This is a genomic window from Elioraea tepida (assembly GCF_019203965.1).
GTDB classification, from domain to species: domain Bacteria; phylum Pseudomonadota; class Alphaproteobacteria; order Acetobacterales; family Acetobacteraceae; genus Elioraea_A; species Elioraea_A tepida.
Genome location: NZ_CP076448.1, coordinates 3,174,056 through 3,187,004, shown reverse-complemented (window position 1 = coordinate 3,187,004; position 12,949 = coordinate 3,174,056). Strand labels below are relative to the sequence as shown.

12 protein-coding genes are annotated in these 12,949 nt (G+C 70.9%); 8 read left to right on the top strand and 4 right to left on the bottom strand.

Annotation, left to right across the window (positions count from 1 at the left end; all coding sequences use genetic code 11):
- Positions 1-12: 12 nt before the first annotated feature.
- Together sufB and KO353_RS15290 are read right to left on the bottom strand one after the other, a co-directional pair.
- The gene (gene sufB, locus KO353_RS15295) at positions 13-1,467 is read right to left on the bottom strand and encodes a Fe-S cluster assembly protein SufB (RefSeq protein ID WP_218285635.1); all 1,455 of its coding nucleotides are present in this window, start codon (positions 1,465-1,467) and stop codon (positions 13-15) included.
- A 28-nt stretch (positions 1,468-1,495) separates the two neighbouring features.
- Positions 1,496-1,954, bottom strand: coding sequence for an SUF system Fe-S cluster assembly regulator (locus KO353_RS15290; protein WP_218285634.1), 459 nt, complete (start codon positions 1,952-1,954; stop codon positions 1,496-1,498).
- A gap of 294 nt (positions 1,955-2,248) precedes the next feature.
- Here KO353_RS15290 and KO353_RS15285 point away from each other — a divergent pair, with 294 nt between their 5' ends.
- From KO353_RS15285 to KO353_RS15250, 8 genes are all read left to right on the top strand, one after another.
- Entirely contained in the window at positions 2,249-2,620 is a 372-nt protein-coding gene (locus KO353_RS15285) for a metallophosphoesterase family protein (protein ID WP_218285633.1), read from the top strand.
- Positions 2,617-3,477 carry an exonuclease SbcCD subunit D gene (locus KO353_RS15280; RefSeq protein ID WP_218285632.1) on the top strand — a complete coding sequence of 287 codons (861 nt, stop codon included), beginning with the start codon at positions 2,617-2,619 and terminating at the stop codon, positions 3,475-3,477. Before KO353_RS15285 ends, KO353_RS15280 begins: the two co-directional genes overlap by 4 nt.
- Positions 3,381-4,322 (top strand): AAA family ATPase, encoded by a 942-nt coding sequence (locus tag KO353_RS15275; protein ID WP_218285631.1) that lies wholly within the window; start codon positions 3,381-3,383, stop codon positions 4,320-4,322. The genes KO353_RS15280 and KO353_RS15275 overlap by 97 nt, the downstream gene beginning before the upstream one ends.
- On the top strand, positions 4,267-4,761 hold the full coding sequence (locus KO353_RS15270) for a hypothetical protein (protein WP_218285630.1): 495 nt from the start codon (positions 4,267-4,269) through the stop codon (positions 4,759-4,761). The genes KO353_RS15275 and KO353_RS15270 overlap by 56 nt, the downstream gene beginning before the upstream one ends.
- 515 nt (positions 4,762-5,276) lie before the next feature.
- Positions 5,277-5,690 carry an SbcC/MukB-like Walker B domain-containing protein gene (locus KO353_RS15265; protein WP_218287425.1) on the top strand — a complete coding sequence of 138 codons (414 nt, stop codon included), beginning with the start codon at positions 5,277-5,279 and terminating at the stop codon, positions 5,688-5,690.
- Positions 5,691-5,751: 61 nt separating this feature from the next.
- The gene (locus KO353_RS15260) at positions 5,752-6,660 is read left to right on the top strand and encodes an SDR family oxidoreductase (RefSeq protein WP_218285629.1); all 909 of its coding nucleotides are present in this window, start codon (positions 5,752-5,754) and stop codon (positions 6,658-6,660) included.
- 3 nt (positions 6,661-6,663) lie between these two features.
- Complete coding sequence (locus KO353_RS15255; RefSeq protein ID WP_218285628.1) at positions 6,664-7,821, top strand: acyl-CoA dehydrogenase family protein; 1,158 nt, start codon at positions 6,664-6,666, stop codon at positions 7,819-7,821.
- Positions 7,818-9,857 (top strand): acetate--CoA ligase family protein, encoded by a 2,040-nt coding sequence (locus tag KO353_RS15250; RefSeq protein WP_218285627.1) that lies wholly within the window; start codon positions 7,818-7,820, stop codon positions 9,855-9,857. Before KO353_RS15255 ends, KO353_RS15250 begins: the two co-directional genes overlap by 4 nt.
- 14 nt (positions 9,858-9,871) lie before the next feature.
- On the opposite strand, the gene KO353_RS15245 is transcribed toward KO353_RS15250, so the two are convergent.
- On the bottom strand, positions 9,872-10,885 hold the full coding sequence (locus KO353_RS15245) for a S1C family serine protease (RefSeq protein ID WP_218285626.1): 1,014 nt from the start codon (positions 10,883-10,885) through the stop codon (positions 9,872-9,874).
- A gap of 210 nt (positions 10,886-11,095) precedes the next feature.
- The gene (locus KO353_RS15240) at positions 11,096-12,949 is read right to left on the bottom strand and encodes a TRAP transporter permease (RefSeq protein WP_218285625.1); all 1,854 of its coding nucleotides are present in this window, start codon (positions 12,947-12,949) and stop codon (positions 11,096-11,098) included.

Sequence of the window (12,949 nt, the reverse complement as noted above, 5' to 3'; positions counted from 1 at the left end):
TCCCTGTCGTCCTCAGCCAACGCTTCCCTCGAGGCTGATCGCGAGCAGCTTCTGCGCCTCGACCGCGAACTCCATCGGCAGTTCCGCAAGCACCTCGCGGCAGAAGCCATTGACGATCAGCCCGACCGCATCCTCCTCGGAGAGCCCGCGCTGCCGGCAGTAGAAGAGCTGGTCCTCGGCGATGCGGCTCGTCGTCGCCTCGTGCTCGACCTTGGCGGTGGGGTTGCGGCTCTCGATGTAGGGAACCGTGTGCGCGCCGCAGCGGTCGCCGATCAGGAGGCTGTCGCACTGGGTGAAGTTCCGGGCACGATCCGCCTTCGGCATGATGCGCACGAGGCCGCGATAGGTGTTCTGTCCCTCGCCGGCGCTGATGCCCTTCGAAACGATGGTCGAGCGCGTGTCCTTGCCGAGATGGATCATCTTCGTTCCGGTGTCGGCCTGCTGGCGGTTGTTGGTGATCGCAACCGAATAGAACTCGCCGACCGACCCCTCTCCCTGCAGGATGCAGGATGGGTATTTCCAGGTGATGGCGCTGCCGGTCTCCACCTGCGTCCAGGAAATCTTGCTCTTCGCCCCGCGGCAGGCGCCGCGCTTGGTGACGAAGTTGTAGATCCCGCCGCGGCCTTCGGCGTCGCCGGGGTACCAGTTCTGGACGGTCGAATACTTGATCGTCGCCTCCTCGAGCGCGACGAGCTCGACCACCGCGGCATGAAGCTGGTTCTCATCCCGCATCGGCGCGGTGCAGCCCTCGAGATAGGAGACGTAACTCCCTGCCTCGGCGATGATCAGCGTGCGCTCGAACTGGCCGGTGTTGCGCGCGTTGATCCGGAAATAGGTCGAGAGCTCCATCGGGCAGCGCACGCCGCGCGGGATGTAGACGAAGGAGCCGTCCGAGAACACCGCGCTGTTGAGCGCGGCGTAGAAATTGTCGCTCGCCGGCACGACCGAGCCGAGATAGCGCCGCACGAGCTCGGGGTGCTCGCGCACGGCTTCCGAGAAGGAGCAGAAGATCACCCCGACCTCGGCGAGCTTGTCCTTGAAGGTGGTGGCAACGGAGACGCTGTCGAACACGGCATCGACCGCGACCCCCGCGAGCCGCTCCTGCTCCTTGAGCGGGATGCCGAGCTTCTCGTAGGTGCGCAGGAGCTCCGGGTCGACCTCGTCGAGGGACTTGGGCGCCTTCGCCTGCTTTGGGGCGGCGTAGTAGGAGAGGCCCTGGAAGTCGATCGGCGGGTGCGACACCGCCGCCCAGCGCGGCTCGTCCATCCCCTGCCAGGCCCGGAAGGCCTTCAGCCGCCATTCGAGCAGCCACTCGGGCTCGTTCTTCTTGGCGCTGATGAGGCGGATGACGTCCTCGTCGAGGCCTTTGGGGATGATGTCCTGCTCGACCTCCGTCTCGAAGCCCCACTTGTAGGAGCCCTCGGTGACGTCACGAACGGTGTCTATGGTTTCGGCAACCGCTGGCATCGCTGTTTCCTGCGTCCCTGTTCCCGATCTAGTCCCCGACGGCGAGCGCCTGCGGACGCGCCACCGAGCCCGGCACCCAGGCGGGGCACTGCATGTCGGCAAGCGTGATTTCGGACAGTGCGCGGCGGATCGCGCTGTTCACCGGGTCCCACCGGCCGCGCACTGGACAGCACGACTCCGCCTCGCAGGCCCCAGTGGCGCCATCGACGCAGGCGGTGAGCGCGATCGGCCCCTCGACGGCAATGATCACGTCGGCGATCGCCGTGCGCGCGAGCGGCCGGGCGATCCGATAGCCGCCCTGGGCACCGCGCTGGCTGGTCACGAGCCCTGCCGCCCCGAGCAGTTTCAGGACCTTTGCGACCGTCGGCTCGGCGATGCCGGTGGCGGCGGCAAGGTCGGCCGCGCTGCGCTTCGCCTCTGCCCCCTCGCGCCCGAGCTCGGAGAGCACGACGACCGCGTAGTCCGACATCTTCGACAGCCTGAACATCCTTAGGTCCAGCTCCGTATCGCCGCTTCCGCCTTCCCGCGGTCCCTGAGCGCCCCCGATGCAATTCGGACCGGTTTTGTCCACTTTCAACTGTGCCTTCGTCACGCCCCTGTCAAGGCGGCCGTGGTCAACCCGGACCTGCCGCCCCGGCGTCACCGCCAAGTGCGCGGCGCCGCCTCGGCCACGGAACCACCGAGCCCCGTTGCGTCAGTCGTTGATGTGGCCGACGCTTGCGACACGGGGAGAGGGGCCGCATCATCCGAGCCGAATCGTGCAAGCATTTGAGGATACGTGATGCGCATCCTGCATACGGCCGATTGGCCTCTCGGCCGCACGCTCTGCGGCCGCCCCCTGCTCGAGGAGCAGGCGTGGGTCCTGCACGGGCCCTTCCTCGAGGCGGTGCGTGACACGCGGCCCGATCTCGTCGTGGTTGCCGGCGATGTCTACGACCGTTCCGTCCCCCCGGCCGATGCGGTCGAACTCCTCGATGACATCCTCGCCCAGGTCGTGCTCGGGCTCCGGGTGCCAAGGGTGATCATCCCCGGCAACCATGACGATCCTCGCCGCCTGGGCTTCGCCTCCGGCCTCCTACGCGGGCGGGGCTCTTCATCAGCCAGAGCGCTCTCGGCGAGGCCTTCCGCTTCGCCGACCGGCATGGCGAGGTGACGGTGGTCGCCGCCGGCTACGGCTCGCCGGCGCTCGTTTCGGAACTCCTCGGGGGCGCGAGCAGCCTCGGCGACCACGACGCCGCCTTCGCCGCCACAGCGCAGAGGCTCCGGGCGCTCGTCCCCCCTGGCGCGCGCTCGGTTCTCGTCGCCCATGCCTTTGTCCAGGGCGGGGTCACGAGCGAGAGCGAGCGGCTGCTTCAGGTCGGCGGAACGGGGGCCGTGTCGGCCGCACATTTCGCCGGGTTCGACTATGTCGCGCTCGGGCATCTGCACCGGCGGCAGGCGATCGACGGGGGGCGGGTCGCCTCTTCCGGCTCTCCGCTCGCGTATTCCTTCTCCGAGGCGGCACAGGCGAAGTCGCTCAGCCTCGTCGAGCTCGCGGCGGAGGGCGGGGCTACGGCGGAGGAGATCGTGATCACGCCGCGCCGGGCCTTGCGCTGCCTGCGCGGCACACTCGCCGAGGTGTTGGCGGCAGCGGATGGTCCCGGGCGCGACGACTGGCTTCAGGTGACGCTGACCGACCGCCCCTACGGCGCCAAGGCCATGCTCGACGAGCGTTTCGCCTCGGTGCTCGACCTCCGGTTCGAAGCCCCCTCCGACGCCCCCGGAATCGCTGCCACACGCGCCGGTCAGCGGCCGACCCGCTCTCCCTGCTCGAGGCCTTCCGCGCCAGCGTCGGCGCGCCGCCCCTCGATGCCGAGGAGAAGCGCCTTGCGGCCAAGGCGATCGCGGCCGCCGAACGCGCCGAGGCCTGAGCCATGCGCCCCGAACGCCTCCGCCTCGCCGCCTTCGGCGCCTATGCCGGCGAACAGGAGATCGACTTCGCCGAACTCGGCGACCACCGGCTGTTCCTGATCCACGGCCCGACCGGGTCGGGCAAGACGACGCGGCTGGATGCGATCTGTTTCGCTCTGTTCGGGGAGAGCAGCGGCGACGAGCGCGACGCGTCCGACCACAGGAGCCACCATGCCGCGCCGACGAGGCCGACGGAGGTCGAGTTCGACTTCTCTCTCGGTGCGGAGGCGTTCGGGATCCGTCGCTTCCCCGCCCAGAGCCTGCCCGGCCGAGGCGGCAGGCCGGTCGCGCGCACGCCGGAGGTGACCCTGTGGCGTCGCGGCTCAGATGAAAGCCTCTCCGTCCTCGCCGAGAAGGTAACGCCGGTGCGCGAGGCGCTCACCGAGCTTCTCGGTTACACCGCCGCCGAGTTCCGCCAGGTGGTGATGCTTCCGCAGGGGCGCTTCCGCGAACTCCTGGTCGCCAAGCGCGGGGCGCGCAAGGACATCCTCGCCACCCTCTTCCGCACCGCGTTTTACCGCCGGGTCGAGGAGGCGCTCGCCGCGCTGGAGCGCGACGCCCGGGAGGAGGTGAAGGCGGCGGAGGCAACGCGGTCGGCCCTGATGTCGGAAGCCGGAGCCGAGACCGTCGCCGAAGCGGAGGAGCGTGCCGCTTCGGCCGAGCGCGCGGCTGACGCGGCGGAGCGCGCGGCGCTCGAGGCGGCGCAGGCTGCGCAGGAGGCGGAGCGGCGCCTTGCCGCCGCGCGCGAGGGACGCGAGGCTGATCGCCGAAGCGGACGCCGCGCGCCTCGAGCTCGCGACGCTCGAGACACGCCTGCCCGAGATCGAGGCCCAGCGCCAGGAACTGGCCGTGGCGCGCCGGGCCGAAACCCTCTCTGCCCGCGCCGAAGCACTGAAGGTGCTTGAGAGGATCGCCGGCCCGGCGGACGCGGCGGCACGCGAGCAGGAACGACGTCTCGCTGAGGCGGAGGCGAGGTTGCGTGCGGCTGAGCGCGCGCTCGCCGACGCGGCGTTGCGGGAGATGCAGGAACAGGCGGCACGGGCGGAAGCGACGCGGCTTGCCTCCCTCCTCGCCGAGGCGGAGAAGCTCGCCTTGGCCGCGGAGGAGGCCGAGCAGGCGGAAGCCGCCCTCGCCGAAGCAAGACGGCAGGCCGAAGCGGCGGCGGCCAGGCGCGAGTCCGCCGCCCGCAGGGCCGAGGTGGCGGTGGCGGCGCGTTGGTCGTCGCGGGCGCTCGCCGCCACGCTTGCCGACCGTCGCGCCACCCTCGCTCTCGCCAAGGCGCGCGCGGCGGCGGCGCGACCGAGGCGATCGAGCGTGCGCGGAGCGACCTCGCCGAAGCCATAGCGCGTCGGAACAGCGCGGCCGCGGAGGCGCAGGCGGCCGGACAAGCCTTCCTCGCGGCCTGCCGCAGCGCGGGCTTCGCCGACCTCGACGCCTGGCGCGACGCGCGACGAACGACCGAGGAGATCGAGGCCCTCGAGCGCGAGGTCACCGACTTCGGCGAACGCCTGGCCGCCGCGCGCCAGGCCGCGGAGACGGCGTACGCGGCCGCCGCGGGCAGGAGCGCGCCTGACCTCGACGCGCTCGAGGCGGAGACGGCGCGCTGCCGCGAGGCGGAGCAGGCGGCGCACCGGTCGGCCGGAGAGGCACGGAAGACGGCGGAGACGGCAAAGAGCCTGCTCGATCGCCTGCGCGACGCCGAGCGGCGTGTCGCGTCGGCGCGTGAGGTGCACGGGCGGATCGCCGGGCTCGCCGAGCTCACGGCCGGGACGAACCGCCTCAGGCTCTCCTTCGAGGGGTTCGTGCTCGCAAGCCTGCTCGACGAGGTGCTGGCCGCTGCGAACCAGCATCTCGCGCGGATGCTATCTGGCCGGTTCCGCCTGTTGCGACGCGAGGAGCCGGAGCGCGCCAACGCCGCGATCGGCCTCGACATCGAGGTGTTCGACGCGTGGACGGGGCAGGCGCGCGCCGCCGGAACCCTCTCGGGCGGCGAGGGCTTCTGCGCCGCTCTTGCCCTTGCGCTCGGGCTCTCCGAGACCGTCCAGGCGCATGCCGGGGCGCGGCGGATCGACACGCTCCTGATCGACGAGGGCTTCGGCAGCCTCGACGAGGAGGCGCTCGAGATGGCGATGGAGGTGCTCGCAGGGCTCGAGGCCGGAAACCGGCTCGTCGGCGTGATCAGCCATGTCGCGGAACTGAAGGCGCGAATTCCCGCCCGCCTCGAGGTCACGCCGGGGCTGCGCGGCAGCACCGCGCGCTTCGTCATCGCCTAGCGCGCCCGGCGCGGAGCCTCTAGAACCCTGCCCGGATCGAGAGGCAAGGGGGAGGAGGCGCATGCTGCTCGCGGGCAAGGTGGCGGTGGTGACGGGTGCAGGCGGCGGCATCGGGCGCGAGATCGCCGTCGCCATGGCGAAGGCCGGGGCGAAGGTGGTCGTGAACGACATCGGCGCGACCGTCACGGGAACAGGGGGCGACGAGACACCCGGACGCCAGACGGTCCAGATCATCGAACAGGCAGGCGGCGAAGCCGCACTCGACACCCACTCCGTGGCAGAGTGGGAGAGCGCGCAGGCGATCGTGCGCACCGCACTCGATCGCTTCAGCAGGATCGACATCGTCGTCAACAACGCCGGCATCCTGCGCGACGTGATCTTCCACAAGATGAGCCCGGAGGACTGGCTCTCGGTGATCGCCGTGCACCTCAACGGCAGTTTCTTCGTCTCGCGCGCAGCCGCCCCCCTGTTCCGCGAACAGGGCTCGGGCGTCTTCATCCACATGACCTCGACCTCCGGCCTGATCGGCAATCTCGGCCAGGCGAACTACGCCGCTGCCAAGCTCGGCATCACCGCTCTCTCGAAGTCGATCGCGCTCGACATGGCTCGGTTCGGCGTGCGCTCGAACTGCATCTCGCCCTTCGCCTGGAGCAGGATGATCGGCTCGATCCCGACCGACACGCCGGAGCAGCAGGCGCGCGTGGCGAAGCTGCGCGAGATGACGCCGGACAAGATCGCGCCGATGGCGGTCTTCCTCGCCTCCGACCTCGCCAAGGACGTCACCGGCCAGATCTTCGCCGTGCGCAACAACGAGATCTTCCTGATGGGCCAGAGCCGGCCGCTCCGGTCTGTGCACCGCGACGGCGGCTGGACGGCGGAGACGATCGCCCATCACGCCATCCCGGCGATGCGGGCCTCGTTCTACCCGCTCGACCGCTCGGCGGACGTGTTCTCCTGGGACCCGGTCTGAGGCATGGACTTCCGGCTGACCGAGGAACAGCGCGCGTTCCGAGAGAGCGTCCGCCGCTTCGCCGCCGACCACCTCGCTGCCGGCGCGGTCGCGCGCGCGCATGACGAAGGGTTTCCGTGGGACGTCGCCCGGCTGATGGCCGAGAACGGCCTGTTCGGGATCATGCTGCCAGAGGAGGAGGGCGGCCAGGGCGGGACGCTGATGGACGCCGTGCTCGCGGCGGAAGCCATCGCCGAGGTGTGCCCGCGCAGCGCCGATGTGCTCCAGGCGGGAAATTTCGGCGCGTTCCGCACGCTCGCGGAATATGCCACGCGAGAGCAGAAGGAGCGCTGGTTCGCGCCGCTTCTCGCGGGCAAGGCGATCTGCGCCGTCGGCATGACCGAACCCGAGGCAGGCTCGGCCCTGACCGATCTCCGCTCGACCTGCCGGCCGGACGGCAACGGCTATCGCCTCACCGGCGGCAAGGTGTTCACCTCGAACAGCGACGATGCCTCGCTCTTCCTCGTCTATTGCCGCTTCGGCCCGGGAACGGAAGGGATCGGCAGCGTCATCCTCGAGCGCGGCATGGAGGGGTTCACCCTCGGCGAGAAGCGCCGCTTCCTCAACGGCGAGACCTGGCGGCCGCTTCATTTCGACAACGTCTTCATTCCGCCCTCGCACGTGCTGCTCAAGGAGGGCGGGTTCCGCCGCCAGATCGCCGGCTTCAATGTCGAGCGCGTGGGCAATGCCGCGCGGTCCCGCGCGGTGGGCGAGTGCGCGTTCCGCCTCGCCAAGGAGCATGCCGAGACGCGCGTTCAGTTCGGCCGCCGGCTGATGGAGTTCCAGGGGATCGCGTGGAAGTTCGCCGAACTGCGCGTGGCGCTCGACGGCGCGCAGCTCCTGCTCTGGCGCGCCGCCGCCAATGCCGGGCGTGGCCTGCCCGACCCGCAGGAGGTCGCGATCGCGAAATATGCCTGCAACCAGGCGGGCTGGCTTGCCGTGAACGAGGCGATGCAGGTGATGGGGGCCACTGGCTACTCCGAGGACGTGCTCGTCGAATACTGCTTCCGCAAGGTGCGCGGCTGGATGATCGCCGGCGGCTCGCTCGAGATGATGCGGAACCGGATCGCCGAGGGCGTGTTCGGCAGAAGCTTCCCCCAGCGGCCACCCTCTCCCCAGTGACCGCGCTCCGCGACGCGCTGTTCCGGCCGCAGCGCATCGCCCTCGTCGGCGCCTCGGCCGACCCGGCGAAGCTCACGGCCCGGGCGCAGATCCATCTCCGACGCCACGGCTTCCGCGGCACCCTCTACCCCGTGAACCCGAACGCCACCGAGGTGCTCGGCGAGCCTGCCTATCCCTCGCTCGAGGCGATCCCGGGGCCGATCGACCACGCCTTCATCCTCACCGGCGCCGACCGTGCCATCGAAGCGGTCGAGGCCTGCGCGGCGAAGCGCGTTCCGGTCGCGACCGTGCTCGCCAACGGCTTCGCCGAAGCCGGCCCCGACGGCGCGGCGCGTCAGGCGCAGCTTCTCGCCACCGCCCGAGCGGGCGGGGTGAGGCTGCTCGGCCCCAACGCCATCGGCCTCGTCAACGTGACGGAAGGGATCGCGCTCTCCGTCAACGCTGTGCTCGCCATGGACCCGCCCCTGCCTGCCGGGCGTACCGCCGTGCTCTCGCACTCGGGCTCGCTGATCGGCGCGATCCTCTCGCGCGGGGCCGCGCGCAGCCTCGGCTATTCGCTTCTCGCGGCGACCGGCAACGAGGCCGATCTCGGCGTGGCCGACCTGCTCCGCCTGCTCGCCGAGGAGGAGGGCACGGACGTGATCCTTTTGTTCCTCGAGACGATCCGCGACGCGGAGGCGCTGCGTGACGCGGCAGCGGCGGCGCACGCTGCGGGCAAGGCGGTGCTTGCCTACAAGCTCGGACGTTCCGCCGCGGGTGCCGCGATGGCGCTGAGCCACACCGGCGCGGTCGCCGGGGCGGACGCGGCGGTCGATGCCCTGCTCGCGGCTTCAGGGATCGCCCGGCTCGACACCTTCGAGGGTCTGATCGAGGCGGCACCGCTCTTCGCGCGCGCACGGCCTTTCGCGGCGCCTCGCCGTGCCGTCTCGGTTCTGACCACCACGGGCGGCGGAGCGGCGCTTGTGGTCGACCGGCTCGGCCTTGCCGGGATCGCGTCCGAGGTTCGTGACATGACGCTCGCCGGAACGAACCCGGATCGGATCGCCTCGGCGCTCGCGGCGATGGATAAGGACGAGCGGACCGATGCGGTGCTTGCCGTGATCGGCTCCTCTGCGCAGTTTCGCCCCGAGAGCTCGGTGGCGGGCGTCACCTCCGCCGCCGGCGCGCTCAAGAAACCGCTTGCGGTGTTCCTCGCGCCCGACGCCCCTGAGACAGCGAAGGGGCTCGCCGCCGCCGGCCTTGCGTGTTTCCGCACGCCGGAGGCGGCGGCGGATGCGCTGCGCGCCCGCCTCGCCTGGCGCGCCCCGGCCGCGCCCGCCGACGCGGGCGACGTCTCCTCGGCCGAACGGGCGCTTGCCGGTGCGTCCGGCCCGGTGCTCGACGAGGCCGAGGCCCGGGCCGTGCTCGCCGCCCTCGGCGTGCCGGTCGCGCCCGCGCATCTCGTCACCGATCTCGACCGCCTCTCGGGCATCCCCTGGGCGCTCGACTATCCCGTCGCGCTGAAGGCCGTCTCCCCCGCCCTGCCGCACAAGACCGAGGCCGGAGCCGTGGTGCTCGACATCCCCGATCGCGGGGCTTTGCGCGCGGCGGCGCGGGCGATGGTGGCACGGCTTCGGAACGTTCCGCTCAAAGGGCTTCTGGTGGCGCCGATGCAGCGCGGTATCGGCGAGGTTCTCCTGGGCTTCCGCCGCGATCCGCAAGGGGGGCCGGTGGTGGTGCTCGGCGCAGGAGGCGTGCTTGCCGAGCTGATGCCGCCGCCCGTCGTCCGCACCGCCCCGCTTGATCTGGACGACGCACGGGAGATGGTCGCCGCCGCACCGATCGCGCATGTCCGCGGCGTTCGCGGCAGGGGGGCGGGGGACCTCGACGCGCTCGCCCGAGCGGTGGCCGCCCTCTCGCGACTGGCCGCTCTTCCCGAGGTCACGGAGGCAGAGGCGAACCCGCTTCTCGTCAAGGGCGAGGGAGAGGGCGTGGCTGCTCTCGATGCGCTGATCGTCCGACGCCGGCCCGGCACGGAAGCGGTCGCGTCCTCGTAGCGAAAGCGCCCCGCCTACTGCCCGGCGCCGAGGGTGACGGAAAGCTCGATCCGCCTGCCGTCACGGAGCAGGACGACCGGCACGGTCTCCCCCGGCAGGTGCTGATCAAGCCCCGCAAGCAGCTCGGCCACGCGCTTGAGCGGCCGGCCGGAGATCGAGACGATGACATCGCCCGGCGTGACCGAGCCGTCACGCTGCACCCGTGCGGGGCGTATCCCCGCGCGATCCGCGGGCGAGCCGCGTTCGACCTCGAGCACGTACACACCCTCGACCCCGAAGCGCGCGGCAAGCGCGGCGTTCAGCTGCTCCTCCACCCGTATGCCAAGGACGGGGCGTATGTAGCGGCCTTGGGCGATCAGGCGCGGCACCACGCGATTGACGGTGTCGACCGGCACGGCGAAGCCGATTCCGGCGGAGCCGCCCGAGGGGCTGTAGATGGCGGTGTTCACGCCGATCAGCCGCCCGGCGGAGTCGAGGAGCGGGCCGCCCGAGTTGCCCGGGTTAATCGCGGCATCGGTCTGGATCAGCCGCTCGATGATGCCGCCTCCCTCCGCGGGGAGCTCGCGGTCGAGCGCCGAGACGATGCCTGTCGTCAGCGTCCAGTCGAGGCCGAAGGGGTTGCCGATCGCGAACACGCTCTGGCCGACGCGGAGGTCATGGCTCGTGCCGAGCGGCAGCGGCCTCGGCGGATCGCTGCTGACACTGATCCGCAGCACGGCAAGGTCGTGGGCGGGGCTTGCCCCGACGAGGACGGCGTCGAACGCCCTGCCGTCGGCGAGCCTGACCTTGGCCGAGGCAGCCCCGGCGATGACGTGCGCATTCGTCACGACATGGCCGCGCTCATCCCAGATGAAGCCGGACCCGGTGCCGCGCGGCACCTGGAAGACGTTGCGCGTCCAGGGATTGATCACCCGTTCGGTGGTTGAGATGTACACCACGGAAGCGCGCGCGCGCTCGAACAGGGCGATCACTGCCTGCTCGTCGGCGCCGAGCGGCCCGCGCGGCGTTACCGGTCGCGGCTCGCCCATCCTGCGCGCTGACTGTGCCCGCGCCTCTGGCGCGCCCAGGCCCGAACAGGCAGCGAACGGCAACGCCGCGACGAGGCCGAGGGTGGTGGATCGGCGACTGAGGGGACTCGCGGGGCTCACGTGCGGTGGCTCGTCGGGTTGCGGATCACCTCAACCCTACCGGAGACGTCGCTGCTCAGGAAGTGAGCGCGGGCGGGCGGCGCGGCCCGGTCACCCGCCGCCGATCGCGGCTGCCCTGCGCCGCGTCGCGACCTGCGCCACGATCACGGCGGCGGCGAGCGCCGCGCCGATCACGTCTGTCAGAAGACCGGGCTGAATCAGCGTCACCGCCGCGCCGACGAGCGCCGCGCGCTGCCACCCGTTCGCCGGCCCGAACAGGTAGCCGTGCAGGCCAGCGGCGAGCAGCAGGCAGCCGCAGCCCGCAGTGAGACTTGCGTGCAGAACCTGCTGCCAGCCCCCGATCATGAGAAGCGCTGGCTCGTAGACAAACATGAACGGCACGATGAACCCGGCCGCACCGATCTTCACCGCCGCCCAGCCGGAACTCCACAGTTCGCTCTTCGCAAGGCCGGCCGCGGCGAACACGGCAAGCGCCACGGGCGGGGTGATCGCCGACAGGATCGCGAAGTAGAAGGCGAACATGTGCGCCGCCGGAGCCACGACGCCGAGCTTGATCAGAGCCGGCACGAGCAGCGAGACCATCACGATGTAGGCAGGCGTCGTCGGCATGCCCATGCCGAGGATGATGCCCGCGACCATCGTCATCAGCAGCGCGAACAGGAGGCTGTTGTTGGCGATGTTGACGACCACCTGGGTGAAGATGATGCCAAGCCCTGTGAGCGCGATGATGCCGATCACGACGCCCGCACAGGCGCAGGCCATCGCCACACCGAGGGCCCCCTTCGCCCCGTCGAGCAGCGCCTCCCACACCGCGGCGGGGGTGACGTTGCCCCGCGAGGAGCGGCGCAACAGCGCAACGGGGAAGCAGGCGAGCGTGCCGACCAGAGCCGAGAGAGGCGCGGAGTAGCCGCCGAACAGCCCGCCGAGGATGAGGAGGATCGGGATGACCAGATGCCCGTTGGCGGCAAGCGTTGGCCCGAGCCGCGGCACCTCGGCGTCGGCGAGCCCGGCAAGCCGCGTGCGCCGCGCCTCGAAATGCACCGCGGCGAAAGTGGCGGCGTAGTAGAGAAGCGCGGGCAGCGCCGCCCACTGCACCACCTGCAGATACGCCACCCCCATGTACTCGGCCATCACGAAGGCGGCAGCCCCCATGATTGGCGGCATGATCTGCCCCCCCGTCGAGGCGACGGCCTCCACACCCGCGGCGAAGGGCGGGCGGAAGCCGGTGCGCAGCATCAGGGGGATCGTCACCTGGCCCGTGACCATCACGTTCGCGACCGCGGAGCCGGAGACGGTGCCGAACAGGCTCGAGGACAGAACCGCCACCTTGCCAGGGCCCCCCGCGGAGCGGCCGGTGAGCGCGAGCGCGAAGTCCATGAACAGCTTTCCGGTGCCCGACCGTTCCATGAACGAGCCAAACAGCACGAAGATGACGACGAAGCCTGCCGACACACCGAGCGTCGAGCCGAAGATGCCGTCGGTCGTGAGGTAGAGCTGGTCGATGATGACGAGCGGTGTGACGCTCGTGAAGAACAGCGCATAGGCGAGGAAGGCGAGCGCGGTCGCGGGCAGCGCCCAGCCGATCGACCGGCGCGTCGCCTCGAGCACGGTGGCCACGCAGAGCCATCCCATCACCTGTTGCATCGGTGTGGGGTCGTCGATCATCGCGATCCGGTTGACGAGCTCGTCGTAGGTCGCGAACAGGTAGAGCACCGGGGCCGCGGAAAGAGCGAGGAGAAGCCAATCCTCAAGCCCAGGGTTGGTGCCGCCTCGCCCCCTCCGCAGCGGAATGGTGAGGAACACGAGCACCATCGCGAAGAGGAGGTGCGTGCCGCGGAAGATCACCGCCTCGGGCGGCGAGACGGCGATCGCCCACATGTGGAACAGCGCCATCGCCGCGGCGATGACGCCCGCAAGCCACCCAACGCCGCGGATATAGGTCAT

Excerpts from the sequence above, each read along its gene's own strand:
- KO353_RS15285 (WP_218285633.1), top strand. The coding sequence starts at position 2,249 with ATGCGCATCCTGCATACGGCCGATTGGCCTCTCGGCCGCACGCTCTGC.
- sufB (WP_218285635.1), bottom strand. The coding sequence starts at position 1,467 with ATGCCAGCGGTTGCCGAAACCATAGACACCGTTCGTGACGTCACCGAG.
- KO353_RS15260 (WP_218285629.1), top strand. The coding sequence starts at position 5,752 with ATGCTGCTCGCGGGCAAGGTGGCGGTGGTGACGGGTGCAGGCGGCGGC.
- KO353_RS15245 (WP_218285626.1), bottom strand. The coding sequence starts at position 10,885 with ATGGGCGAGCCGCGACCGGTAACGCCGCGCGGGCCGCTCGGCGCCGAC.
- KO353_RS15265 (WP_218287425.1), top strand. The coding sequence starts at position 5,277 with ATGCTATCTGGCCGGTTCCGCCTGTTGCGACGCGAGGAGCCGGAGCGC.
- KO353_RS15275 (WP_218285631.1), top strand. The coding sequence starts at position 3,381 with ATGCGCCCCGAACGCCTCCGCCTCGCCGCCTTCGGCGCCTATGCCGGC.
- KO353_RS15240 (WP_218285625.1), bottom strand. The coding sequence starts at position 12,949 with ATGACCTATATCCGCGGCGTTGGGTGGCTTGCGGGCGTCATCGCCGCG.
- KO353_RS15290 (WP_218285634.1), bottom strand. The coding sequence starts at position 1,954 with ATGTTCAGGCTGTCGAAGATGTCGGACTACGCGGTCGTCGTGCTCTCC.
- KO353_RS15255 (WP_218285628.1), top strand. The coding sequence starts at position 6,664 with ATGGACTTCCGGCTGACCGAGGAACAGCGCGCGTTCCGAGAGAGCGTC.